The organism is Streptomyces sp. NPDC019531 (assembly GCF_044903305.1).
In the GTDB taxonomy this organism is placed as follows: Bacteria; Actinomycetota; Actinomycetes; order Streptomycetales; family Streptomycetaceae; genus Streptomyces.
Genome location: NZ_JBJDQL010000027.1, coordinates 1 through 22,766 on the forward strand (window position 1 = coordinate 1; position 22,766 = coordinate 22,766).

General features: G+C 70.6%; 23 protein-coding genes. 11 read left to right on the plus strand and 12 right to left on the minus strand.

Features of this window, described 5'->3' with window-relative positions; genetic code table 11:
• Positions 1-245: 245 nt before the first annotated feature.
• On the minus strand, positions 246-992 hold the full coding sequence (locus tag ACI2L1_RS27420; RefSeq protein ID WP_404742036.1) for an SDR family NAD(P)-dependent oxidoreductase: 747 nt from the start codon (positions 990-992) through the stop codon (positions 246-248).
• Between the two features lie 29 nt (positions 993-1,021).
• Entirely contained in the window at positions 1,022-1,798 is a 777-nt protein-coding gene (locus ACI2L1_RS27425) for a VOC family protein (RefSeq protein WP_404742037.1), read from the minus strand.
• Positions 1,799-1,949: 151 nt separating this feature from the next.
• On the opposite strand from ACI2L1_RS27425, the gene ACI2L1_RS27430 reads away from it, so the two are divergent.
• A complete protein-coding gene (locus ACI2L1_RS27430) occupies positions 1,950-2,540 on the plus strand; it encodes a TetR/AcrR family transcriptional regulator (RefSeq protein ID WP_404742038.1) in 591 nt (196 codons plus the stop codon).
• A gap of 36 nt (positions 2,541-2,576) precedes the next feature.
• Here ACI2L1_RS27430 and ACI2L1_RS27435 read toward each other — a convergent pair whose 3' ends face one another.
• Positions 2,577-3,416 (minus strand): helix-turn-helix transcriptional regulator, encoded by an 840-nt coding sequence (locus ACI2L1_RS27435; RefSeq protein ID WP_404742039.1) that lies wholly within the window; start codon positions 3,414-3,416, stop codon positions 2,577-2,579.
• 184 nt (positions 3,417-3,600) lie between these two features.
• Between ACI2L1_RS27435 and ACI2L1_RS27440 the strand changes: the two genes are divergently transcribed.
• Both ACI2L1_RS27440 and ACI2L1_RS27445 read left to right on the plus strand, forming a co-directional pair.
• Complete coding sequence (locus ACI2L1_RS27440) at positions 3,601-4,362, plus strand: SDR family NAD(P)-dependent oxidoreductase (protein WP_404742040.1); 762 nt, start codon at positions 3,601-3,603, stop codon at positions 4,360-4,362.
• A 43-nt stretch (positions 4,363-4,405) separates the two neighbouring features.
• The gene (locus tag ACI2L1_RS27445) at positions 4,406-5,161 is read left to right on the plus strand and encodes an SDR family oxidoreductase (protein WP_404742041.1); all 756 of its coding nucleotides are present in this window, start codon (positions 4,406-4,408) and stop codon (positions 5,159-5,161) included.
• A 440-nt stretch (positions 5,162-5,601) separates the two neighbouring features.
• Here ACI2L1_RS27445 and ACI2L1_RS27450 read toward each other — a convergent pair whose 3' ends face one another.
• The 3 genes from ACI2L1_RS27450 to ACI2L1_RS27460 all read right to left on the minus strand — a co-directional run bounded on the left by ACI2L1_RS27450 (position 5,602) and on the right by ACI2L1_RS27460 (position 8,585).
• Positions 5,602-6,483: a helix-turn-helix domain-containing protein gene (locus ACI2L1_RS27450; RefSeq protein WP_404742042.1), complete on the minus strand. Its 882-nt coding sequence runs from the start codon at positions 6,481-6,483 to the stop codon at positions 5,602-5,604.
• 9 nt (positions 6,484-6,492) lie between these two features.
• Positions 6,493-7,326 carry an alpha/beta fold hydrolase gene (locus tag ACI2L1_RS27455; protein WP_404742043.1) on the minus strand — a complete coding sequence of 278 codons (834 nt, stop codon included), beginning with the start codon at positions 7,324-7,326 and terminating at the stop codon, positions 6,493-6,495.
• A gap of 695 nt (positions 7,327-8,021) precedes the next feature.
• Positions 8,022-8,585 (minus strand): TnsA-like heteromeric transposase endonuclease subunit, encoded by a 564-nt coding sequence (locus ACI2L1_RS27460; RefSeq protein ID WP_404742044.1) that lies wholly within the window; start codon positions 8,583-8,585, stop codon positions 8,022-8,024.
• Here ACI2L1_RS27460 and ACI2L1_RS27465 point away from each other — a divergent pair.
• Positions 8,467-8,802, plus strand: a complete 336-nt coding sequence (locus tag ACI2L1_RS27465) for a choice-of-anchor P family protein (protein ID WP_404742045.1) — start codon at positions 8,467-8,469, stop codon at positions 8,800-8,802. The two genes, ACI2L1_RS27460 and ACI2L1_RS27465, sit on opposite strands and share 119 nt — an antisense overlap.
• Positions 8,795-9,133, plus strand: coding sequence for a hypothetical protein (locus tag ACI2L1_RS27470; protein ID WP_404742046.1), 339 nt, complete (start codon positions 8,795-8,797; stop codon positions 9,131-9,133). Before ACI2L1_RS27465 ends, ACI2L1_RS27470 begins: the two co-directional genes overlap by 8 nt.
• Positions 9,134-9,141: 8 nt before the next feature.
• Here the strand turns inward: ACI2L1_RS27470 and ACI2L1_RS27475 are convergent, their stop codons facing one another.
• Positions 9,142-9,606, minus strand: coding sequence for an ATP-binding protein (locus tag ACI2L1_RS27475; RefSeq protein ID WP_404742047.1), 465 nt, complete (start codon positions 9,604-9,606; stop codon positions 9,142-9,144).
• Between the two features lie 179 nt (positions 9,607-9,785).
• Between ACI2L1_RS27475 and ACI2L1_RS27480 the strand changes: the two genes are divergently transcribed.
• From ACI2L1_RS27480 to ACI2L1_RS27490, 3 genes are all read left to right on the plus strand, one after another.
• Positions 9,786-10,703 carry a Scr1 family TA system antitoxin-like transcriptional regulator gene (locus ACI2L1_RS27480; RefSeq protein ID WP_404742048.1) on the plus strand — a complete coding sequence of 306 codons (918 nt, stop codon included), beginning with the start codon at positions 9,786-9,788 and terminating at the stop codon, positions 10,701-10,703.
• On the plus strand, positions 10,663-10,797 hold the full coding sequence (locus ACI2L1_RS27485) for a DUF397 domain-containing protein (RefSeq protein ID WP_404742049.1): 135 nt from the start codon (positions 10,663-10,665) through the stop codon (positions 10,795-10,797). Before ACI2L1_RS27480 ends, ACI2L1_RS27485 begins: the two co-directional genes overlap by 41 nt.
• Positions 10,798-11,054: 257 nt before the next feature.
• Positions 11,055-11,924, plus strand: coding sequence for a hypothetical protein (locus ACI2L1_RS27490; protein WP_404742050.1), 870 nt, complete (start codon positions 11,055-11,057; stop codon positions 11,922-11,924).
• A gap of 7 nt (positions 11,925-11,931) precedes the next feature.
• Here ACI2L1_RS27490 and ACI2L1_RS27495 read toward each other — a convergent pair whose 3' ends face one another.
• Genes ACI2L1_RS27495 through ACI2L1_RS27505 form a run of 3 tightly spaced genes read right to left on the minus strand, consistent with a single transcriptional unit; the run spans position 11,932 to position 14,005 of the window.
• Positions 11,932-12,435 (minus strand): hypothetical protein, encoded by a 504-nt coding sequence (locus ACI2L1_RS27495; protein WP_404742051.1) that lies wholly within the window; start codon positions 12,433-12,435, stop codon positions 11,932-11,934.
• Positions 12,432-13,679 (minus strand): putative T7SS-secreted protein, encoded by a 1,248-nt coding sequence (locus ACI2L1_RS27500; RefSeq protein ID WP_404742052.1) that lies wholly within the window; start codon positions 13,677-13,679, stop codon positions 12,432-12,434. Before ACI2L1_RS27500 ends, ACI2L1_RS27495 begins: the two co-directional genes overlap by 4 nt.
• Complete coding sequence (locus ACI2L1_RS27505; RefSeq protein WP_404742053.1) at positions 13,679-14,005, minus strand: hypothetical protein; 327 nt, start codon at positions 14,003-14,005, stop codon at positions 13,679-13,681. Before ACI2L1_RS27505 ends, ACI2L1_RS27500 begins: the two co-directional genes overlap by 1 nt.
• A 119-nt stretch (positions 14,006-14,124) precedes the next feature.
• On the opposite strand from ACI2L1_RS27505, the gene ACI2L1_RS27510 reads away from it, so the two are divergent.
• Positions 14,125-14,355, plus strand: coding sequence for a hypothetical protein (locus ACI2L1_RS27510; RefSeq protein WP_404742160.1), 231 nt, complete (start codon positions 14,125-14,127; stop codon positions 14,353-14,355).
• Positions 14,356-14,360: 5 nt separating this feature from the next.
• Here ACI2L1_RS27510 and mgtA read toward each other — a convergent pair whose 3' ends face one another.
• Positions 14,361-16,955, minus strand: a complete 2,595-nt coding sequence (gene mgtA / locus ACI2L1_RS27515) for a magnesium-translocating P-type ATPase (protein WP_404742054.1) — start codon at positions 16,953-16,955, stop codon at positions 14,361-14,363.
• Positions 16,948-17,331 carry an ArsR/SmtB family transcription factor gene (locus ACI2L1_RS27520; protein WP_404742055.1) on the minus strand — a complete coding sequence of 128 codons (384 nt, stop codon included), beginning with the start codon at positions 17,329-17,331 and terminating at the stop codon, positions 16,948-16,950. The genes mgtA and ACI2L1_RS27520 overlap by 8 nt, the downstream gene beginning before the upstream one ends.
• A 355-nt stretch (positions 17,332-17,686) precedes the next feature.
• On the opposite strand from ACI2L1_RS27520, the gene ACI2L1_RS27525 reads away from it, so the two are divergent.
• Positions 17,687-21,691: an AAA family ATPase gene (locus ACI2L1_RS27525; RefSeq protein WP_404742056.1), complete on the plus strand. Its 4,005-nt coding sequence runs from the start codon at positions 17,687-17,689 to the stop codon at positions 21,689-21,691.
• A 163-nt stretch (positions 21,692-21,854) separates the two neighbouring features.
• Complete coding sequence (locus ACI2L1_RS27530; RefSeq protein WP_404742057.1) at positions 21,855-22,592, plus strand: glycosyltransferase family 2 protein; 738 nt, start codon at positions 21,855-21,857, stop codon at positions 22,590-22,592.
• Positions 22,593-22,766 lie beyond the last annotated feature (174 nt).

Genomic DNA, 22,766 nt, shown 5'->3' on the forward strand with positions numbered 1-22,766 from the left:
CCCTGTTCTCATGCGTCCACCCGGCAGAGATCACCCGACCAGGGATGCTGTTCGATCAGAACCGTCCTCATGATCGATAGAGATACAGCTTCTCAGCGCCGGGCCTGGTCTGCGTTGTTGTGGCCCTGGTTCGGGCCGGTGGCCCGGTTGACTGGCGGTGGGCTGCCGTTCGTGGTGGGTCGGTGGGTGGCGGGGCTTCTACCGCGGGGGGCGGTGGGTCGACGTCGTGCGGGGGCGTGTGGTGGTTACAACTGGGTCTGGCCGCCGCTCACTTCGTAGACGGAGCCGGTGACGAAGGATGCCTCGTCCGACAGCAGGAAGGCCGCTACGGAGGCGACCTCGTCCACGGTGCCGGGGCGCTTCATCGCGGTCTTGTCGGCGATGGCCTTGCGGATCTGCGGAGGCAGAGCCTGTGCCGACGGGGCGTCGATCGGGCCGGGCGCGATCGCGTTGATCCGGATGCCACGCTGGGCGTACTCGACGGCGGCACTGCGCGTCAGGCCGACGATCCCGTGCTTGGAGGCCGCGTAGGCGGGTCGTCCCGCGTGGGCCATCACGCCGGCGGTGGAGGCCATGTTGAGGATGGCACCGCCGCCGTGCTCGACGAAGTGGGCCAGCTCGGCCTTCATGCAGAAGAAGGTGCCGGTCAGGTTGGTCCCGATGACGTCGAGCCAGTCCTGCGGGTCGACCTCGTGCGTGTCGGTCGGCGCGGGGGTGACGCCCGCGTTGTTGAAGGCGAAGTCCAGGCGGCCGTAGGCGCGCACCGCGAACGCGACGAGTTCCTGGGCTGCCTCGAAGGTGGAGATGTCCGCCGTGAACGCGGTGGCGTGACCTTGCTCTGCGGTGATCTCCTTGGCGACTCGTTCGGCGCCGACGGTGTCGCGGTCCGCGACGATGATCCTCGCGCCCTCGCGGGCGAGCCGCTTGGCTCCCCCCTCGCCCAGTCCGGATCCGGCACCGGTGACGATGCCGACCTTGCCGTTGACGGTCATGGTGTCCTCCTTGGTGGTGGGTCGGTGAGTCAATGGGTGGGGGCCAGGACGGTGAACACCGCTCCCGTGGGGTCGCCGAGGACGGCGATGACGCCATGCTCGGTCGCGGTGGCCGGCATCAGCACCGTGGCGCCGAGCCGGACGGCGGCATCGGCTGTCTGCGCGGCGTCGGCCACGGTGAAGTACGCGTCCCAGTACGGAGGTATCTCGGCCGGCATGGCCGGTGGCCGCGGCAGCAGCACCGAGACGCTCCGGCCGCCCAGCTGCCAGTCCCGGCGGTTGAGGGGGCCGTAGGCCTCGCCGAGGGTCCAGCCGAAGACCTGACCGTAGAACGCCGTGGACGCTTCGACGTCGTCGGTGATCAGCTCGCCGCCGTGGAAGGCCCCGGGCTCACCCGTGACACCGAAGCCGTGGTGCTCATCGGCCTCCCACAGCCCGAACCGGGTACCGGCGTGGTCGGCCACCTCGGCCGAGCGCCCCGCCGTGCCCAGTGACCGGGGCCCGGTCGGCACGCTTCCGCCGGCCGAGGCGATCTTCTCGACGGCCTTCGCGGCATCGGTCACGTTGACGAACGTGGTCCAGGAGCCGCGCTGGGCACCGGGTGTCGCGGTGACGGCAGCGGCCGGGCGCCCGCCCAGCTCGGCCACTTGCGACTGCGGTTGCCCGCCGAACTCGTCGGCGAAGGTCCAACCGAACAACGGCCCGTAGAAACGCCTGCTCACCTCGGCGTCAGGCGTGCTCAGTTCCACCCACGCCGGAGCCCCGTCCTCGTAGAAGTCCATATCCACTGTCTTCTCCTCTCGCATCTGTCCACCATAGACGTGCATGTCAGCAAGTGACAAGTTAGGCAGTGAGTGGCTAACCTGACGGTCAGTGAAACCATGACAGCAACTGACAAAGATGGCACGCTATGCTCTACCGATGGGGAATGTGGCGGCGAAGAAGGAGAGCCGTGGGATGCGCGATGTAGCCCGGCGGGCGGTGCGCGCCGAGATCGCGGCCAAGGCGATGGAGTTGTTCCTGGTCCAGGGGTTCGAGGAGACGACGGTCAACCAGATCGCGGCCGCGGTCGGCATGTCCGGCCGGAGCCTGTTCCGCTATTTCGACACCAAGGAAGACATGGTGATCGGCGACCTCGTCGAACTCGGACACGACGTCGCCACGGCACTGGAAGACCGGCCGGCCGACGAGGAGCCGTGGACCGCGCTGCGGCAGGCGCTGGAGGTGTGCGTCACATCGCTGGAGGACGACGAAGTCGGTCTGCGCCGGGCGAAGATGCTCGCCGACACCCCCTCGCTGCGCACCGCCATGCTCGACAAACAGCTGCGCTGGCAGCGGATGCTGGTTCCGCATGTCGAGCAGCGGCTACGAGCCTCCGGACAGCCGCGGGCACTCCGGGACGCACTGCAGCAGGCACTGCAGGCGCGTGCTCTGGTCTCCGCGGCTCTGGGCTGCCTGGACGTCGCGGCGACGGTGTGGACCGAGGTCGATGGCGGGCGACCGTTGACGAACCTCGTCGACGACGCGTTCGCCGCCGTACGTTCGTAGCCCTGCCGGGACACTGGCCGTGCAGCCGCGGCCCGGTCACGTGGCCAGGCGCTGGCTTCCGATCACCGACAGCAACTGGAGCTTGTCGTGGTCTTCCGTGCCGGGCGTCGCGGTGAACACCAGGAGCGACTGCGACTGGTCCGGGTCGACCAGCGTCTGGCAGTACAGGGAGATCGTCCCGAGCTCGGGGTGGAGGATGCCCTTGCGGTTGGTGTAGGTGACCCCCACCTCGTGACGGGCCCACAAGGCGGCGAACTCGGGGCTTTCGGTACGGAGTTCCCGCGCGAGCAGGTCCGCCCGCGATGCCCTTCCCTCGCGTGCGGCGACGGCTCTGAGCTGCGCCACGTACACGCGGCTGTGCGTGGCGTGGTCCTCCGGGACATAGCGTCCGCGCTCGCCCGGGTCGGTGAACCAGCGGTGGATGATGCTTCGCTCAGGCCCGGTGAAGTGTGTCTGGTCGCCGAGCAGGGCCACGGCGAGCCGGGTCTGGACCAGCGTCTCGCCGATGCCGGTGACGACCTGCGCCGGTGTGTCCTCAAGTCGGTCGAGAATGCGCATCATGCCCGCGTTGACGTGATCGCTGCGTGTCGCGCGGGCCGGCGCGTGGTGCCCGGCCAGCACGAACAGGTGGTCGCGCTCGTCGAGGGTGAACCGGAGACCACGGGCGATCGCGGCGATCATCTGTTCGGACGGCTGGGGCCCGCGCCCTCGTTCGAGGCGGCTGTAGTAGTCGGTCGACATCTGGCACAGCACGGCCACTTCCTCGCGCCGCAGTCCTGGCGTGCGCCGGCGATGCCCGGCGGGAAGGCCGACGTCGGCAGGTTGCAGCGCCTCTCGACGCTTGCGGAGGAACGCCGCCAGTCCCGTCTGATCCATACCGCCACTGTGCCGTGCCCGAAGAGCCGTATCCACTGTCCGGCGATCCCAGGCTGAGCGCGTCCACCGCAGCCTGGGATCGCCGGACAGTGGACAAACGGGCACTGGTTGCCCCTGCCGTCGGCGCCTCAACTGGTCGTGGGAGCCGGAATTCACCGGCCACCCGGCCCATCAAGGAGTCACCATGAGCACCGACCAGAAGATCGCCGTCATCACCGGGGCCAACCGTGGTCTGGGACGCGCGCACACTCTGCACCTCGCCGCGACCGGCGTCGACGTCGTCGTCACGTACCGGAGCGACCAGACGGCAGCGGAGGATGTCGTGGCGGCCGTCGCGGCACGGGGCCGGTCCGCGGTCGCCCTGCGCCTGGACACCGGCGTCGTGAGTTCCTTCGCCGACTTCGCCGAGCGGCTGGGCGCCGAACTCGAAGCCCGCTGGTCCAGGACGACCTTCGACTTCCTGGTCAACAACGCCGGCCACGACCTGGAGGCCCCGTTCGCGGAGACCACCGAGAAGGACTTCGACGACCTGGTGAACGTTCACCTCAAGGGCGTCTTCTTCCTCACGCAGACCCTGCTGCCGCGGCTTGCCGACGGCGGCGCCGTCGTGAACGTCTCCAGCGGGCTGACGCGCATCACCGTCCCGGGCCACGCCGCCTACGGCGCGGTCAAGGGCGCGATCGAGGTCCTCACCCGCTACCAGGCCAAGGAGCTCGGCGGACGCGGCATCCGCGTCAACACCATCGCCCCCGGAGCGACCGCGACCGACTTCGGCGGCGGCATGATGCACAACGAGCAGGTGCGCGCGTACCTCACCTCGCAGGTCGCGCTGGGCCGCGTGGGCGAGCCCGACGACATCGGCGCCGCCCTCGCAGCGCTGCTCTCGGACGCGAACCGGTGGGTCACGGCGCAGCGCGTCGAGATCTCCGGCGGACAGAGCCTCTGAGGCCGGCATCGGTATCCGGTATCCGGGGAGAGGAACGATTCCCATGACCGACCTGACTGGAAAGACTGCCGTGGTCACCGGCTCCGCGCGAGGTATCGGGCGCGCGATCGCACTGCGCTACGCAAGCCTCGGCGCGAACATCGTGGTCAACTACTCCTCCGACGAGGACGGGGCGGCGGCCACCGCTGCCGAGGTCGAGCGTCTCGGGGCGCAGGCGATCACGGTCCGGGCGGACGTGTCCGTCGTCACCGAGATCGAGCGGCTCTTCACCGAGGCCGCCGCACGGTTCGGCCGGATCGACATCGCCGTCGCCAACGCGGGTGTCGAGCTGATCGGTATCGACTTCGCCGACATCACGGAGGCCCAGTTCGACCGACTGTTCGCGATCAACACCAAGGGCGCGTTCTTCACGCTGCAGGCGGCTGCCCGGCATGTCGCGGCAGGCGGGAGGATCATCTACGTCGGATCGAGCACGACGGCGGTTCCAGTGCCCGGCGAGGGTCTGTACGGCTCCAGCAAGACCGCCCCGCGCTACGCCGTACAGGTCCTGGCGCAGGAGTTGGCGGACCGGGGCGTGACCGTCAACACGATCCTCCCGACAGCCATTGACGGCGCGGGCGTCTTCACGGAGGCCGACCCGGAGCACCCGGTCCGGCGGCTTGTCACCGGCCCCGGGCGCATCGGCCGTCGGATGGGCACCGTGGACGACGTCGCGGACGCCGCCGAGTATGTCGCCTCCGACCTGGCGGCATGGGTCAGCGGACAGAGCCTGCTGGTCAGCGGGGGCGCAATCCAGTAGTCACGACGCGGACGGAGTCCGGAAGACCTCTCGCCCGGCTTGCCTGGTCATTACGGGCACACGCAGGACGTCATCGGCGTGGCCCGTCTGGCAGGCCACGGCGGTCGCCATGTCACGAGGCCATCAATCCTTGCGGACGACGGGTTCGCCGCCTGACCGGTGACGGATCACCGAGAACCTGGAAACCTCGGCCTGGCCGTCAGAACGGTGGCCTCCGTCATCACCATCCGACGCAAGGGCTCACAGCCGCGGTCGCCGCACCGCGCGGCTGAACGTCGGCAACTGGCAGCGATGTTGGGAGCCGTCTGGGAGCCGACCCACTCCCCAGGCCATTTGACAGCCAAGTTAGTCCGGTGCGATGCCCCGACCTGGGGCGACTAGGTTGGATGTCAAAGGACAGTTGTCGGTCGGGAGCAAAGCGAGGGCCGCGGCTGGGCGGTTCAGCGCCGGACGGAACGGCGTGCGCCACCTGTCACGGGCCTCCCTGGCCCCCAAAAGTCCGGCCACGCGACGTCGTCGATCGCCAGCCACGGCGCGGCGGCGACGGCAGTCGGCGTAAGTCCCGTGAACGCCTTCACGTCGCGGTGCAGATGGGACTGGTCGAAGTAACCGCTCTCGGCCGCGACACCGACGGGAGGGAGACCCGCCGCGAGTAGATGGGCCGCATGGTCGAACCGCACCAGCTGGGCGGCCCGCTTGGGGGTGACGCCGAGCTGCGCCCGGAAACGCGCCCACAGGCGCTTGCGGCTCCAGCCGACCTCGTCCGCCAGGCTGTCGATACGCACCCGGCCACCGCCGGTGACTGTCCGCCTCCAGATGTGGGCGACCTCCGGATCGACCCGCAGGCTGTCCCCGATCCGCCGGCGGACGATGTCCGCCGCCATCGCGAAACGCTCGTCCCACGACCCGACTGTGCGCAGCCGCTCCTCGATACGCCCGGCGTCGCGGCCCCAGACGTCCGCCAAGGACTCCACGCTCCCGCTGACCCCGGCCGACGAGCCGAGCACCGCGGCCGCCACACCCGGCTGAAGCCGGATCTGCAGGCACTCCCCCACCAGGCCGGACGCCCGCAGCTCCCCGGGGGCCAGGCCGATCACGACACTGCCGTGTCCGCGCCGGCCCCGCGTGTCGTAGACCAGGCCGTCATCGTCGCTCAGATCGATGAGCAAGGTGACGGACGGATGCGCGACCATGGCGATGTCGACGGGTGCGGGGACGCGCTGGCGGAATCCGGCCATGCTGATGCCCGGCAGCCGGTCCGAAGGCACCGGTACCGCGATTTCAACGCCCGACCACACGGGTGGCACGCCCTGCGACGACACGACACCACTCTAGGCGGGGCCTGTCGGCGGGGTTCCGGCGCAAAGGGCCGCGAAGTCCAGTAGCAGCCGGCCCACCGGCTCGGGCGCTTCCAGCATGGGCATGTGCCCGACGCCCGGCATCATCTCGACCCGCACGTCCGGCACGACGTCGTACTGGCGCGCCGACGCCGGATCCCACCGGGGATCGGCAGCGCCGAAGACCACCAATACAGGGAGCCCGAGGGCGGCGAGCCGCTCCGGCACGGACTGCTCAGCGAGGTACGCGGTGTTCTCGCGCAGCACTTTGCGGAACGCGCGGTACGTGGTGCTCCGCAGGTCGGCGACCATGCCGGGCGGGATGGGCGCAGGGCCGGCGAGCGTGGCGCCGATGCCTTTGCGGATCACCGCATCCGAACGCCGCCACCACAGCAGCGGCCCGAAGGGCGGTGCCAGCAAGGCGCGGAGGATGGCCGGCTGCGGAAGGAGCGCGTCGAGGTGCGGGCCGGTGCTGATCATCGCCAGCGAACCCACCAAGTCGGGGCGCTGCTCCGCGAGCGCGGTGGCGACGTATCCGCCGCTGGAGTGGCCGGCCACGGTGACGGAGCGCAGCCCGAGTTCGTCGAGCAGCGCTGCCACGCGGCCCGCCTGCGCCGGAACCTCGTAGGACATGGCGGGCGGGGACTGGCCGCAGCCCGCGAGGTCTATCCGGACGACATGATGACGGGCGGCGAGGGCCGGGACCACCGGCCCCCAGGAGGCGCCCGAGGCTCCAGACCCGTGGATGAGCAGCAACGGCGGCGCGTCCCGCGGTCCGTCGCGGTCCACATGCATCGGCTGCGCGTGCTGTGCGTCGTGGTCGTTCATAGGGCGATGGTGCGGGGGGCGGGGGCTGCCGGTCTTGTACGAATGTCGCCAACGGCCCGCGGCGGGCGCGCCCCGCATCTGGATGTCAACGATTCTGCTCGTGCTGGCGCTGTTCGGGATCTGGTGTTCGGATGTAGTGGCGGATGCTGTCGTATGTGACCAGGTAGTCGTGGTGGTCCATGAGTTCGGTCCAGATCTGTCTTCCGTTGAGCTCTCTGCCGATCATGCCCTCGACCAGGTCGGCGAGTTCCCCTGTGATGGGGTCGGTCAGCGGACTCGTCTCTGCGGTGGTCAGGCGTGGGACCTCCAGGGCGAAGCGAACGTCCCAGCAGCGGAGGTTGTGGCGCTTTGCGTCTGTTTGTGCCGCTCAGGGAGTTGGCGTCGGCGAGAGCCCGTCCGAGTGCTTCGGGCGAGTGGCCGGCGGTGGTGGCGAGGTGTTCGAGGAGCGGCCGGCCGAACCACTGCGGTGGGCCGCAGAGATAGCAGTGCAGGAAGCTGGGCTGGAGATGGTTGGCGCGGGCCAGGCGCCGGATGTAGGAGTTGGTGGATTCGCCGAGGCAGGGGCGGAGTCGGACCGGCAGCGGCGCGAACCGGGGCGGCAGTAGCGCGACAGCACCGGACATTCGCCAGTAGCACTGCCTCCGGCGTACCCACCCTCTCGAACCACCACCCAACTTCCGCGCAGGCCCTGCGTGTCAATTCGAACGCTTCGGCATCCCGCGGAGCGATCCAGTCGTCGGCACGGACATCGACGACCACCGCCGAGCCATCGACTCGACGCACGAAGAAGTCCGGGGCAGCCGACGCTCACGTTCCCCGTCGTGCCAGTGCAGCCAGAACGGCTGGGACGCCATCCCCACCACAGCTGGATCGAAGTCCATGAGCACCAGCCGGTCCCGCTCCAACCACGACTCGAAACCGACGTGCTGCCCTGTAGTCGCCGCCCAGTACCATCCGGGGAAATTGCGTCCACCCCACGACCACCGAAACGGCCGGACAGGCAACGCGTCTTCGAACCTGGCCGTCGCGCAGTCCAGCAACGGACGACGCTGCTTACTCCCGCGCTTGTCGACGACACGACACCTCGACGTACGGGGCAGTGCTCTCCACCCCTGTCGATACCGACATTCGCCCCCCAGCGTGATCACCCCTCCGACTAGATTCACTGTCAGAAAAGCCGAAACGACTGAGTTCGTTGTCAAACGCCTCGATTGGAAGACAGAGGACAGCAGCAAGGCCACGGGCAGCACCACTCTCACCCTGAAGATCGCGGGAGTTCCGGTTACCGTGTCGGGAGATCCGAACACGCACATCCCGCTCGTCGGAGGTGGCCGGCTCATCGTGAACGAACAACTGCCCTCGACCGGCGCCGATACCGGCCTCAAGGTCAACCGCGTCCACCTCGTCCTTCCCGCCGACGGCGGTGAGGTCGTCCTGGCCTCGACGGACAGCGCGATGCACAACTGCGGTGACTGACGACGGCGCCGACTGGGGCGGACCGCAGGAATACACGGACGTGTTCCTGCGGTCCGCCCGCCGGGCCATCCGGGATCTCTCCGTACGACGGGGCGCCGAACTGGAGTCGCTCACCTGCGAAGCCATAGCCGACGCCATGGGCGACACGGTCGTGGCCGTCACGACCGTGGTCGTCTTCCGCGGTCGCCGCTGCATCTTCCGCCGCGGGATCTGGCCGCCGAGCCATCCCGCCGCCACCCGCGCCGCCATCTACGCGTCAGTCCTGGAGGAGCGCCTGATGACACGCGTGGTCCCACAGCTCGGCGACGACACATCGCCAGTCGACCTCTGAGACGCAACTTACCGCTGCCAAGCCTCAGTTGAGGGAGCGGCGGCAATTGCCGCCCACACCGTCTTGCCCAGCGGGTGACGCGGCGTCGAGCCCCAGCGCACGGCCAAGGCGTCCACCAGGAGAAGTCCTCGGCCTGACTCGCCCTCGGGTGCCGACGAAGGCGGGGTCGCGGGGAGCCGTTTCGCGGAAGCCGCGTCCGAGACCTCGACCTGGACCAGGCCCGTCGCCCTGTCGAAAGTGAGGCGGAGGCCGAAGTCATGTCCGGGGACGCGGCCGTGGCGCACGGCGTTCGCGGCGAGTTCGGCGACGACGAGCGCGACCGCGCACGACGTGTCCGACGCCGGCGGATATCCCCACTCCTCCATGTGCCCGACAGCGAGCTGCCGGGCCCGTCGCGCGCCCCGGGGCGAGGAGGCGAACTGTGCGATGAGAGACGGTGGTTCGTCCGTCGGGGCGGTCGGTTCTGTCAGCACCGTGCGTTCCATCCTTGTCCGTCGAGCAGGGAGATGTCGCGCCATGTGCGCGATCCATCACGTTCCGCACTCAAGACTCGTCCGGTCGCCCTACGCTCAACAGGTGACGCAGCCTTACTTTTCAGCCCGTAAGGAAGGGAAGTGACGCTTTGGCCAATGGAATTGATCCCAGTGCGTCGATGGCCGCGCTGTTCGGTGCGCGGGTGCGCAGGCTTCGCCTCGCGGCCGAGCTGACCCAGGCCCAACTGGGCGTCAAGGCGCACGTGGTGAGCACTCGGATCACGCAGATCGAGCGGGCGTCCGGGGCGAAGCCGACGCTGGAGTTGGCGCGGGCGCTGGATGTGGCGCTCGGTGCGGATGATCTGCTGGTGGAGCTGTGGCCGTATGTGTACCGGGAGGCGTTTCCGGACTGGTCGCGGCGGTTCATGGAGAACTCGGAGCAGGCCGTGGCCATCCGTGAGTACGCGGCGCATGTGGTGCCGGGCTTGTTGCAGACGGAGCCGTACGCGCGGGCGGTGCTGAGCGTCGGTCGGACACTCGGCAGCAGGGAGCAGTTGGAGGAGCGGGTCGGCCTTCGCATGGGACGGCAAGAACGACTCCGTACGCCCGACCGGCCCGAGTTGTGGGTGGTCCTCGACGAGGCGGTCCTCAGGCGTGCGGTCGGTGGCCGGAGAGTGATGCGCGAGCAGTTGGGTCGGCTGCTGGACACGATGCCGGAGCGTCACGTCACCGTGCAGGTACTGCCGTTCGACCAAGGGGAGCACGATGTGATGGGCGGCTCGCTCACCCTTCTCACCATGCCGGACGGCTCGGAGATCGCCTACACCGAGGGCGCGCACTACGGCCAACTCATCGAGGATCCGGACGAGGTCAGGAGCTTCTCGCTGACCTACGATCGGCTTCGGGCGGCAGCCCTGCCCCCGCTCATGTCACTGGACATGATCCGATCCGTGATGGAGGACAACCACCGTGGAGCGAAGGTCCCGTCCCGAACTGAACGGCGTCGCCTGGCGCAAGAGCAGCTACAGCAATCAGGAAGGCGGCAACTGCGTAGAGGTGGCCCACGGATTCCCGGAGGCCGTCGTCCCCGTCCGTGACAGCAAGGCCCCGCACGGTCCGGCGCTTTGCTTCGACGCCGCCACCTGGGCAGCCTTCATAGGCGAGTTGAAGGCCGACAGCCACCGTCACTGAGTCCGCCGGGCTCACCGGACCCTTGTCCGCGAGGGCCCGGCACGCCGCTGACCTCCCCAAAGAACCGGGGGAAAGAACTACCCACCCACCCACCCTCCCCGGCCGCACGGCCCGCGTCACCCGTACGAGTGACCGGCTTGCAGGCGCGGGATCAAGGCGGTTACGTTCGCCGCGACAACCTCACACAGACTTCGGCCCCCGGCCGGGACGCCAATCCCGATCGAGGGCCTGACCGATCAGGAAGAGCACACTTCCCGATGGCTGACTCGCAGTCTAACGCGCCCCTGCGCGCCGCCGCCGGAGCACCGACCTCCGGCGTGATCCACGTCCGCACCCGGCTCACCGCCGACTTCACCGTGATCTCCAACGCCCTCGCCCAACGGCGCGGCAGCGCGGTCACGGTCGGTGTCGCCGCGTACATCGTCTCCCTGCCCGACGGCACCCCCGTGACCATCACCGCCCTGTGCGAGCACTTCAGCGAGGGCGAGATCCTCATCTCGCGAGCACTCAGGGACCTGGAGGAGGCCGGGTACCTGGAACGTCGCCGCGAGCGGACGCCGACCGGACAGGTTCGTACCCGTACCTACTTCTACGACGTCCCCGGCGGCGGCCCTGATCCGGACCCGGACGGGCCTCCCGAGCCGCCGAAGCCTCGTCGGTCCCGAGAGCGGCCCACAGCGCCCGCGGAGGAAGCGGTGGTCACGCCCGTACTGGAAGAGGCAGAGGCCGAGACACCTGTCCCACTCGCCGACGCCGACCCCCGAGCCATCGCCGTACTCACCGCCCTGCGCCGGATCGACCCCCGCCTCATCCTGTCCGCGCGGGAAGCCGCCCGCCTCGCCCCGGCCGTCACCCGGTGGCTCGCGGCAGGTCTCCCGCCCACGCAGATCATGGACCACCTCACGGCCCGGCTTCCGGACCAGTTCCTGACCCGTCCGGTCGGCATCCTCGCCTACCGGCTCAAGGAGACTCCCCTGCCGGTATCCACGAGGAGCGCGGAACCCCCCGTACGTCCGGAGGTCGTGCCCCTGCGGAACTGCGACGGCTGCGACCGGGGATTTCGTGCGGCGGAACCCGGCCGTTGCCGGGACTGCCGGGCCGGGGACCAGCTCCGTGCGGTCGGCTGAGCGATGGCTAGCCGAACACCGACCCTCCAGGTGAGGTCCAGAACGTCACCGTCGGCCCATAAGCCCCGTCCTCCTCGTCGCTCACCTCGACCGTGATCTCGCGGTCCGGGTAACGGGTGGAGAGGACGCCCTGCCAGGTCTCGCCGAGGGCCAGGGCGAGTTGAGGGAGTTCCTCGCCCAGGTGGTCGTCGTCCGTCAGGGGGGTGTTGGTGAACGTCGCCCATAGTTCGACGTGGTTGGCCACCGCCTCGATGCGTTTCCGGTCGCCGTCCAGGGTGGTGAACCAGTTGTCGATGTTGGACTGGGTGAAGCGGTCCTTCAGGAAGACGCAGCCTCGGTATTCGACTGTCTCCGGGCAGAACAGCCAGGCCGCCGCCAGGACGAAGCGCAGGCCGCCCTCGTAGTCGAGGTAGTTGGACGGGGTGAGGTCCTCGTCCTTCCAGTCGGTGCGCCAGCGCGTGAAGAACTCCGGCAGCTTCCGCTCGGACCACGACGGTTTGCTGCTGCTCACGGGATCTCCCAGGGGAACGCGGCGCGCACTTCGTTCGACGGGCGCACGAAGACCTGACCGGTCTTCGGGTTGGTGTTGCGGACGTACTCTACGACGTGCGGGGTGTCCACCCCGCCGTGTGGACGGCCCTCCAGGTCCACCCGTTTCACCGCGCGGCCTTCCGAGTCGTACGTCGTGTAGTTGGTGACCTTTCCGGTCTGCGGGTCCGTTTTGTAGAGGGTGCCGTCCTTCGGGCCGTTCTCCGTCGGCAGGTTGTTTCCCGCGCGGCCGCCGGTGCCCTTGTACTGCTGGCCGTTCTTGATGAGGTCGGAGGCCGGCTGCTGCGAGGAGCCGCTCGCGCCGGAGCCCTCGCTGTTCATCTTCAGGGGCTCGACCTTGGAGTCGTTCGCGGCGTGGTTCAGGAGGTCCCCGGCTCCGGCGCCCGCGATGCCGACGCCCGTGGCGATCCCGGCGGCGGACACGATGTTGAGCGGTACGCCCGCGATGGCGCCGGCGCCGGTGGCGTCCAGGCCGATGCCGAGCGCCTCGCCGCCGCTGCTGACCCCGGCCAGGAGCATGCCGCCGAGCATCGCGGCGTCGTCGCCCGGGTGCTGGAGCATGGCGTTGCCGACGGAGGCGAGGCCGTTGACGGCGTTCATGCCGCCCTGGAGCAGGTCGTCGCCGACGTCACTGAAGAAGTCACCGACGTGGGACCAGAAGCCGGGGCGTTCCGGGGCTGCCTCGGTGGCCCTCTTCACCGCGGTGGCGGCGGTGTGCCCGGCGGAGTCCACGTTGTGGCGGGCGGTGTCGAGGGTGCCGCGCGCGGCGGATCGGTCCGCCTCACCGGGGTCCTGGAAGGGGATGTCGGTGTTGTCCCCCTTGCCGCGGGCCTCGTTGACCTTCTGTTCGTGGGCCGCCTTGGCGTTCGCGGTGGCCGTCTGGCCGTTCGCGTACTGCGTGATGGCGTCGGCGGCGCGCTGCTGGCCCGCCCGCAGGGCGGCGATGTGGTCGTAGAGGGCGTTCGCGGCGGTGTGGAAGTTGTTGCCCGCCTCGATCCACTTGCCCGGCTGTCCCTTGAAGCGGTCCCGGAAGGCGTCACCGGCCTCGCCGCTCCAGCCGTTCTCGGTGTCGATCTTCGAGAGTCCCTCGCCGGCCTCGATCAGGACGTCGCCGTAGGCGAGCAGGGACTGTGCGGTCGTGGTCAGGGAGTCCGGGTCGCCGGGGACGAGGTCGCGCGGGTTCGAGGTCTCTCCGAGCTCCGCCATCAGGACACCCCCGGGTCCTTCCCGGTCGAGGACCGGAGGATCCCCTCGTTGGAGAGCTGGATGTGCTTCTCGGCCTCTTCGTAGCTGTTCACGCAGTGGATCAGCCGGTCGGCGACCTGTCCGCCGTCGGAGGCCAGGTGCTGGACGCCGATGTTCCACCGGTCGCAGAAGTCGTCGACGGCCGAGGCCAGTTCGTCGTGTCCGAAGGCATCCTTGGGAGCGTCGATGTCGCTCACCTTCTTGGTGGCCATCGCGTCCAGCGTGGTGCTGATCCCGTTAGCCGCCTTGCGTAGTGCGTCAAGGTCCACTGAGAACCCGTCCGCCATGCTCCACACCTCCCCCGGCTCGCTGCCCGGAGCGTAACAACGGAGCCGAGGGGGCAAAGAGGGCGCAGATCACAAGATTGCGCAAGCTTTAAACTGTCCGTGTGGAAGCGGAGAAGACAGTGGAGACAGTGGACGTGACCGGGTGGGAAGTCGCCGTTCTCGATGGCGGGCCCGCGGCCGGGATGCGGATCAAGGTCGCCGACCGGCCACGTGTGGTGCAGGTGACGTATCCCTGCCAGGCGGACGGCGCGGCGCCCGGGGTGCGGGTGGAGGGGGTCTATGTCTACCGGCTCGATCACGGGGTGACGGACGAACCGCTGCGGTACGGGTTCGACATCGCCTGTCCCTGACGGAGTCAGTTGCCAGGTTGCGCAACTGTGCTGCGGCGCTCGTAGCGCTTCCTCGCCGTCCACAGGGCTACGGCGTACAGAGCCAGGACGGCCGCCAGCAGCGCGTAGTACACGGCGGGCAGGGCGCTCAGGCCCAGGGCCGCGCCCGGCGGGGACGCGGGCAGGAGCAGGGCGATGGCCGCGAGGCCAATGGCCGACCAGGTCACCGGGCCCGGTCTCCAACCGTCTTTGCCCGTACCGAGTGACAGCAGCACCATCACCAGCGCCTGCGTCAGCAGGTTCTCCGTGAACCACCCCGAGTGGAACAGCGCCTCGTCGTCCCCCGGCCCCCGCAGCGCGAACGCCAGGACGCCGAAGGTCGCCAGGTCGGCCACGGCGTTCAGCGCGCCGAACCCGACGAGGAACCGGAGGAGCTCCCGGGGGTCCAGGACACGCGGCCGGTGCGGGGCCGACGGGTGGGGACGGTCGTAGGCGAAGGCCAGTTGGGCGGCGTCGAAGCACAGGTTCTGTACGAGGACCTGGGCCGGGAGCATCGGCAGGAAGGGCAGGAGGAGGCCCGCGGAGAGCATCGCGATCACGTTGCCGAGGTTGGAGGAGAGCGTGATGCGCAGATACGTGGCGATGTTGCCGCCCGCGTGACGGCCGGCGGCGACCGCGTGGCCGATCGCGGTGAGGTCCTTCTCTGCCAGTACCAGGTCCGCGTTCTCCCTGGTCACTCCGGCCGCGTCGCGCGGGGCGATGCCGATGTCGGCGGTGCGCAGGGCGGGCAGGTCGTTGACGCCGTCGCCGAGGAAGCCGACCGTGTGGCCGCCGGCCTGGAGGGCCCGGGTGACGCGGGTCTTGTGCTCGGGGGTGCAGCGGGCGAAGACGGTCGTACGGCGGGCCAGTTCGGTGAGTTCGGGGTCGGTGAGGGTGTCGAGGCGGTCGGCGGTGACCACGCCGTCGGGCTCCGGGAACACGCCCAGGTCCCGGCAGGCGCGGACCGCGGTACCCGGGTGGTCGCCGGTGAGGACCTTGACGGTGACGCCCCGGGCGGCGAGTCCGGCGAGGGCCTCGGCGGCGGTCGGGGCGAGGTCGTCCCGGAGGGTGACCAGGCCGTGGAAGGCGAGGCCGCGCTCGACACCAGGGGCCCCGGCGGGGCGTTCGGCCGTGGCGACCGCCAGTACCCGCAGACCGTCCGCCGCCTGCGCGTCGGCGAGGTCGCGGGCGCGGGAGCGTGCGTCGTCGGACAGGGCACAGTGCCGCAGTACGGCGTCGACGGCGCCCTTGGTGATCAGGGTGTGCGTGCCGAGCCTGCCGGGGGTGCGGACCACGACGGTGGCCAGGCGGCGGGCGGGGTCGAAGGGGAGGGCCGTGATGCCGTCGTACGACATGAGCGCGTCCTCGTCGGCGGCGGCGAGCAGTGCCTCGTCCAGGGCGTCGGGGGCCGGGAGTTCGGCGAGCTGGAGCGACCACCAGGCGGCCGCCGCGGCCAGGCGCAGTACCTCGGGGTCGTCGTGGCCCTCGGCGTCCAGTGCGCGGTGGACGACCGGGCGGTCCTGGGTGAGGGTGCCGGTCTTGTCCACGCACAGGACGTCCATGGCGCCGAGGTCGTGCAGGGCCGGGAGCCGTCTGACGATGACACCGTGGGTGCGGGCGAGGAGGGCTGCGCCGCGGGCCAGGCAGGTGGTGACGAGGACCGGCAGCATCTCCGGGGTCAGACCGACCGCCACCGCGACGGCGAAGGGGAGGGTCTCCAGGCCACGGCCGCGGAGGGCGGCGTTCGCCATGAGCACGAGGGGCGGGGTCAGCAGGGCGAAGCGGATCAGGATCCAGGAGACGCCCTGGACGGAGCGTTCGAAGGTGGTCGCCGGGGGTTTTCCGGTACGGCGGTGAGCGGCGGCGAAACGGGTGCGGCCGCCGGTCTCGGTGACCACGGCGGTGGCGCTGCCGGTGGCGACGCTGCTGCCCTGGAAGCAGAGCCGGGCGTGCTGAAGGACTCCTGTGCCGTCGGGGTCGCCGGCCGCGGACTTCTCCACCGGCACCGACTCCCCGGTGAGCGCGGCCTGGTGGACCGTCAGGCCGGTCGAGCGCAGCAGCCTTACGTCGGCGGGGACCAGGTCGCCGGGGCCCAGGCGTATGACGTCGCCGGGGACGAGTTCCTCCACGGGGATCTCGCGGGTGGCGGGTGCCTCGTCCTGGTGAGGGCGGCGCTGGACCGTGACCGTGGTGGCCACCAGGCGGCGCAGTCCCGCGGTGGAGCGGTCGGCGCGGTGTTCGCCGGAGGCGCGCAGGAGGCAGCTGACGACGACCAGCAGGAGGATCACCGAGGCGGTGCCCCAGGCGAGGACCGCGGCCGACACCAGGCCCAGACAGAGCAGCACCGCGGTGAACGGGTCACGCAGACTGCGGGCGAACAGCCGGGGCCAGGAGGGATCACGGCCGTCCGGAACCACGTTCTCCCCGAACCGCCCCAGTCGCTCCGCCGCCTGCGCCTCGGTCAGCCCACGCGGGCCGCTGTCGAGTCGCCGGAAGACCTCAAGAAGGGTGGGAGTGGAGGGAGCGGGGACGGAAAGGGTGGCCGGGGTCTCAGGGGTGCCCGCCTCCGACTCCTCAGACACCGGCCTCGCGCAGTCGGCCGGTCGGTGTGGAGGAGGTCGCGGAGGGAGCGGCGGAGGAGGTCTCGCGAGCCGTCAGCTGGCCGACCATGACGCGGACCACGGTCACGATGTCGGGATCGTCGACGTAATAGACCTGCCTACGACCCTCGCGGCGGGCCCGGACCAGTCCCGCAAGCTTGAGTTTCGCCAGGTGCTGGCTGACCGCGGGCAGCGCGCCGCCCACCCGGTCGGCGAGGTGGGTGACATCGCTCTCGCCCTGGGACAGCGCCCACATGATGTGCAGCCGTGCGGAGGAGGCGAGCAGTCCGAACGCGGCGGCCGCCTCGGCGAGCACCTCCGCCGACGGATCCTGGAAAGCGCCGACGACCTTCGCCACAGTCCTCTCCGTCCTCCGCCACGTGTGTCCGGCCCAGTGTAGGGCGGGACAGTGACCGTCCCGCTTCGTCCGGTACCGGTCCCTCCCCTCGTGGGGACCGGTACCGGAGGAAGCGGGTGACCGTGGGCGGAATTCGACCGCGAACGTACGGCGCGCTGGGTGGCATGCGGGGCGCCGGGCTGGTGGCCTGTCAGGGCGTCGCAGGACGGCTGCGCCGCGGGGTCATGATCCTGCCAGCCGAGGCGCCCGCAGAGGAGGCTCCGGTACGGCAGGCGGTGCGTCGCCGCAGGTCAGCCGTATAAAGTGAGTTTTCCGGTCCGGATTCAACCGCGAGGGAAGTTAGGGGTGGGACACCTTGAGTTCCGACTCAGGGGCACGCACGGCCTTCGCGGAGCGTCTCGCGCTGTTGTACAAGGAGGCGGGGAACCCGCCCCTCAAGCGCGTGTCCGAAAGCGTCGGCCGGCTCCAGCGTGTCGACGAACGGGGGCGGCCCGTCCGGGTCTCCGCGCAGCGGATCAGCGACTGGCGGCGGGCCCGGAACGTACCCGCTCAGTTCACCGCGCTCGCGGCCGTACTGCACATCCTCATTCCCGAGGCCCGACGGATCAGTCCCACCCCCGTCTCGGCAGGACTGTACGACCTCGGCCAGTGGCAGCGGCTGTGGGAGCGCGCGCTGGCGCCGGAGGAGGAGACCGTCCAGCCGGAGGCGCCCGCCGGGGTCTGCCCGTACCGGGGCCTCGCCTCCTACCGGCAGGAGGACGCCCGCTGGTTCTTCGGCCGGGAGCGGAGCACGGAGGCACTGATCAAGCTGCTCCGCTCGGCGGCAGAGACCGGCACGGGCGGTCTGGTGATGCTCGTCGGCGCCTCGGGCGCGGGCAAGTCCTCGCTGCTCAACGCCGGTCTGGTGACCGCCCTGGAGGAGGGCGCGCTGGACGAGGAGATCAGCGGCAGGACCGTGGTCCAGCTCGTGCCGGGCGCCGATCCGCTCGCGGAGCTGACCCGTCGAATACCCGAGTTGGAGACGGTTGTTTCCGCCACTGTTTCCGCCACTGTTTCCGCCCTTGCTTCCGCCACGGAAGGCGACCGTCCTTCCGAATTCGCGCCCGCCGTGCGGGAAGCGGTCGCCTCGTGGGCTCAGCGCGAGGCCGCCGCCGCCCGGCCGGTGGTGATCGTGGACCAGTTCGAGGAGGCGTTCACGCTCTGCTCGGACGAGACGGCCCGGCGTACCTTCGTGCGGCTGCTGCATGCCGCGTGCACGCCCTCCGGGCCGGGCGGGACCGCGCCCGCCCTCGTCCTTCTCGGCGTCCGCGCCGACTTCTACGAGCGCTGCCTCGACCACCCCGAGCTCGCCGACGCGCTCCAGCACCGGCACATGGTGCTCGGGCCGCTCACCAGCGGGGAACTGCGTGAGGCCGTGACCGGTCCGGCGCGGGCCGTGGGTCTGGAGCTGGAGCCGGGGCTCGCGGAGCTGATCGTCCGCGAAGTGAGCGCCGACGGTCCGCGCGGGGGTACCTCCCATGCGTTTCGGGCCCTGGGGGAGCATGGCGCGGGCGTGCTGCCGCTGCTCTCGCACGCCCTGCTCGCGACCTGGCAGCGCCGCAAGGCGGGCCGGCTGACGCTGGCCGGCTATCGGGCGGCCGGAGGTATCCAGGGCGCGGTCGCGGCGACGGCCGAGCGGGCCTGGTCGGATCTGGACCCGGCGGCGCGTACGGCGGCCCGGCTGCTGCTGCTCCGTCTGGTGCGCCTGGGCGAGGACACCCAGGCCACCCGCAGGCGCGGCACCCGGCGTCAGCTGGCCGCGGAGTCGACGGACCCCCGCAAGACGGAGGAGTCCCTCGAAGCGCTGGTGCGCGCCCGTCTGGTGACCCTGGACGCGGAGACCGTGGAGATCACCCACGAGGCGCTCCTCACGGCGTGGCCGCGGCTGCGCGAGTGGATCGACGAGGACCGCAGCGACCATCTGCTGCGACAGCGCATCGAGGAGGACGGCCGGTCCTGGGAGGGCTCGAACCGCGACTCCTCGCTGCTGTACCGGGGCTCGCGGCTCGAACAGGCACGCACCTGGGCGAAGTCCGCCGGGGACACCTTCCTGACCCGCAGCGCGGTGGAGTTCCTGGCCGCCTCGGTCCGGCTGCGCCGGCGCACCGTCCTGATCGCGCGGGGCGCGGTGTCGGCCCTGGTGGTCCTCGCGATGGTGGCCGTCGGTTCGGCGGTGGTCGCCTGGCAGCAGCGCAACGACGCCATGTTCGAGCAGGTCGTCGCGGAGGCCGACCGCGTCCAGTACACGGACCCTTCGCTGTCCGCCCGGATCGACCTGGTCGCGCACGCCCTGAGGCCCGACGACGAGGGCACCAACACCCGGCTGATCTCCATCGTCAACGCACCGCTGGCCACTCCGCTCACCGGCCACACCGGCGCCGTCTATCTCACCTCGTTCAGCCCGGACGGCAAGCTCCTCGCCACCGCCAGCTACGACCGGACCGTCCGCCTGTGGGACGTCAGCGACCGCACCCACCCCAAGGCGCTGGGCCGACCCCTCGTCGGCGGCACGAGCTGGGTGAGCAGCGCGGTCTTCAGCCCCGACGGCAGGACCCTGGCCAGTGCCGGGGACGACGGGGAGATCCGGCTGTGGGACATCAGCGACCCGCGCTCGCCGAAGTCCCTGGGCGCTCCCCTGACCGGGCATCGCGGCACGATCTACCTGATCGCCTTCAGTCCGGACGGGCGCACCCTGGCCTCCGCCAGTGAGGACAGGACCGTACGGCTGTGGAACATGCACGACAGGAAACAGCCTCCCGCCAAGCTCACCGGGGCCGGGGCCGCCGTACGGTCGGTGGCCTGGAGTCCCGACGGGCACACACTGGCGGCCGGTGGCGACGACAACACGATCCGGCTCTGGGACACCACCGATCCGCGCAGGGCACGGCCGTACGACCGGGTCCTGACCGGTCACACGGGCCTGGTGCACTCGGTCGCCTTCAGCCCGGACGGGACCGTGCTCGCCAGCGGCAGCGCGGACGACAGCGTACGGCTGTGGGACGTGGCCGACCCGGCCGACGCACAGCCAGTGGGTTCACCGCTCACCGGCCACACCGGGCCCATCTGGTCCGTGGCCTTCAGCCCCGACGGGAGCATGCTCGCCGCCGCCAGCGCGGACAGCACGGCGAGTCTGTGGAGCGTGAGCGACCCGCAGTCCGCCTCGCAGATCGGCGAGCCGCTCGCGGGGAGCAGCGGTGAGATGTACGCGCTGGGCTTCAGCCCCGACGGCAGGACCCTCGCCACCGGCAGCGGGGACAGCAAGGTACGGCTGTGGTCGATCCCGGCGGGAGACCTGGTGGGCAGCACCGGGGCGTTCCGGCGGGACGGCAGGGTGCTCGCCACGGCCGGGCGGGACGGGCGGATCCGGCTGTGGAACGTGACGGACCCGGTCCGGCCCGTGGCCCTGGGCAAACCGTTCACACCCGTGGCGCGCGACCCGGACTCCCAGGTGCTGTTCTCCCCCGACGGCCGCACCCTCGCGGTGCTCAGCACCGGCCGGGTCCACCTGTGGAACGTCACCGACCCGGCCCACCCCATCCCCTACGGTCCGGCGCTCGTCCTGCGCTCCCGGTTCATGGGACCGGACGCACTGGCGTTCAGCCCGGACGGACACACCCTGGCCACCGCCTACGACAGCCGCAACCTCCAGCTGTGGGACGTCACCGACCCGGCCCACCCGGTCTCCCACGGCCCGATCGCCGGCCACAAGGGGTACATAGACGGCCTCGCCTTCAGCCCGGACGGGCACACCCTGGCCAGCGGCAGCGCGGACGGCACGATCCGGCTGTGGAAGGTGACGGACCCGGCCCGTCCGACCCTGCTCCGCAAGCCGCTCACCGGGCACACCGGGCCCGTCAACGTGCTCGTCTTCAGCCCGGACGGGCACACCCTGGCCAGCGGCAGCGACGACGACTCGGTCCGGTTGTGGGACGTGACCGACCCCGCGCACGCCGAGCAGACGGGCGCGGCGCTCACCGGGCACACCGAGGCGGTCGTGTCGCTGACGTACAGCCGTGACGGCTCCACGCTGGCCAGCGGCGGCAACGACAACACGGTCCGGCTGTGGGACGTGGCCGACCCGTCGGCGGCCGGCCCCATCGGGCGGTCGATGAGCCCCAGCGCCAAGACCGGCAGCTTCCTCTCCTTCAGCCCCGACAGCCGCATGCTCGGGGTCTCCAGCGGCGCGGACACCATCCGGCTGTGGGACCTGGACGTCGCCGACGCGATCAGCCGCATCTGCGCCACGACCTCGAACGTTCTGACCCGCCGGGCCTGGGAGGAGTACCTGCCGCGGCTCTCGTACGATCCTCCGTGCGACTGAAGCGCATTACGTGATCCCGCTCACAACTTCTCCCCGCAGCAGAGCACTCCGCTCCCGCTGTTCCTGCGGCCTTGTTAGTGTTGGCCACAGCCCGACCGCTGGTGCATCCCCCGTCGCCAGCGGTCGGGTCTTTTCATGTCTGGTCACGTTTTAGGCTGGGGCAGTGCGCATAACGATCATCACGGCCGTCCACGCCCCGTCCGCCCGCTTCCTGCCGGAGGCCTACGCGTCGCTGTGCGCACAGGAACTGCCCGGGGGCTGGGAGTGGCACTGGGTGATACAGGAGGACGGCCGGACGGACGAGGTGCGCCCGTACGTCCCCGACGATCGCCGGGTGACCTTCCGTCAGGGCCGCCCCGGTGGGCCGGGCGTCGCCCGCACCATCGCGCTCGCGCACGCGATCGGGCCGTACGTGAAGGTCCTGGACGCGGACGACCTGCTCACCCCGGGCGCGCTCGCCCGTGACCTGGCCGCGCTGGAGGCCGATCCCGCGCTCGGCTGGGCGACCTCCCGGGCCCTGGACCGGCTGCCCGACGGTTCCACGGTCGGCTTCCCCGACGGCCCCGACGAGGGCCCCCTCGCACCGGGCGCGCTGCTCGCGCACTGGAAGGCCCACGCCTTTCCGCAGGTCGTCCCTGGAACCCTCTTCGTCCGCCGTGAGCTGCTGCTCGCCCTCGGCGGCTGGATGGCCCTGCCCGCCTCCGAGGACACCGGCCTGCTGCTGGCCCTGGACGCCGTGAGCCGCGGCTGGTTCACCGCCGAGCCCGGCCTCCTCTACCGCAAGTGGGAGGGCCAGGTGACCGGCCAGGCGGCGCATGTGGACACGGTTGAGCGGGCGGCCCGAATAGCGGTGACGGAGGCGCGGGCGCTGGCGCTGGCCGAGTTCAAGTGGGACTGCTGAGCGAGGGGTTGCCGATCCGGGGCAACGGATCCGGGCTCGCGGATCACAGTCCGTCTTCCCCAGGCCCGCAGCCACCACCGCCTCCCGACACCCGACCGAGCCACTCCTCCAGGCCGACCCACCCGGGCTACCCCGGGCCAGCCGATCCGGACCACCAGTCACAAACCACCCGAT

Coding starts and splice junctions, on each gene's coding strand:
- ACI2L1_RS27455 (WP_404742043.1), bottom strand. CDS start 7,326: ATGAACGACCACGACGCACAGCACGCGCAGCCGATGCATGTGGACCGC.
- ACI2L1_RS27490 (WP_404742050.1), top strand. CDS start 11,055: ATGGCTGACTCGCAGTCTAACGCGCCCCTGCGCGCCGCCGCCGGAGCA.
- ACI2L1_RS27430 (WP_404742038.1), top strand. CDS start 1,950: ATGCGCGATGTAGCCCGGCGGGCGGTGCGCGCCGAGATCGCGGCCAAG.
- ACI2L1_RS27505 (WP_404742053.1), bottom strand. CDS start 14,005: ATGGCGGACGGGTTCTCAGTGGACCTTGACGCACTACGCAAGGCGGCT.
- ACI2L1_RS27480 (WP_404742048.1), top strand. CDS start 9,786: ATGGCCGCGCTGTTCGGTGCGCGGGTGCGCAGGCTTCGCCTCGCGGCC.
- ACI2L1_RS27435 (WP_404742039.1), bottom strand. CDS start 3,416: ATGGATCAGACGGGACTGGCGGCGTTCCTCCGCAAGCGTCGAGAGGCG.
- ACI2L1_RS27425 (WP_404742037.1), bottom strand. CDS start 1,798: ATGCGAGAGGAGAAGACAGTGGATATGGACTTCTACGAGGACGGGGCT.
- ACI2L1_RS27445 (WP_404742041.1), top strand. CDS start 4,406: ATGACCGACCTGACTGGAAAGACTGCCGTGGTCACCGGCTCCGCGCGA.
- ACI2L1_RS27500 (WP_404742052.1), bottom strand. CDS start 13,679: ATGGCGGAGCTCGGAGAGACCTCGAACCCGCGCGACCTCGTCCCCGGC.
- ACI2L1_RS27420 (WP_404742036.1), bottom strand. CDS start 992: ATGACCGTCAACGGCAAGGTCGGCATCGTCACCGGTGCCGGATCCGGA.
- ACI2L1_RS27440 (WP_404742040.1), top strand. CDS start 3,601: ATGAGCACCGACCAGAAGATCGCCGTCATCACCGGGGCCAACCGTGGT.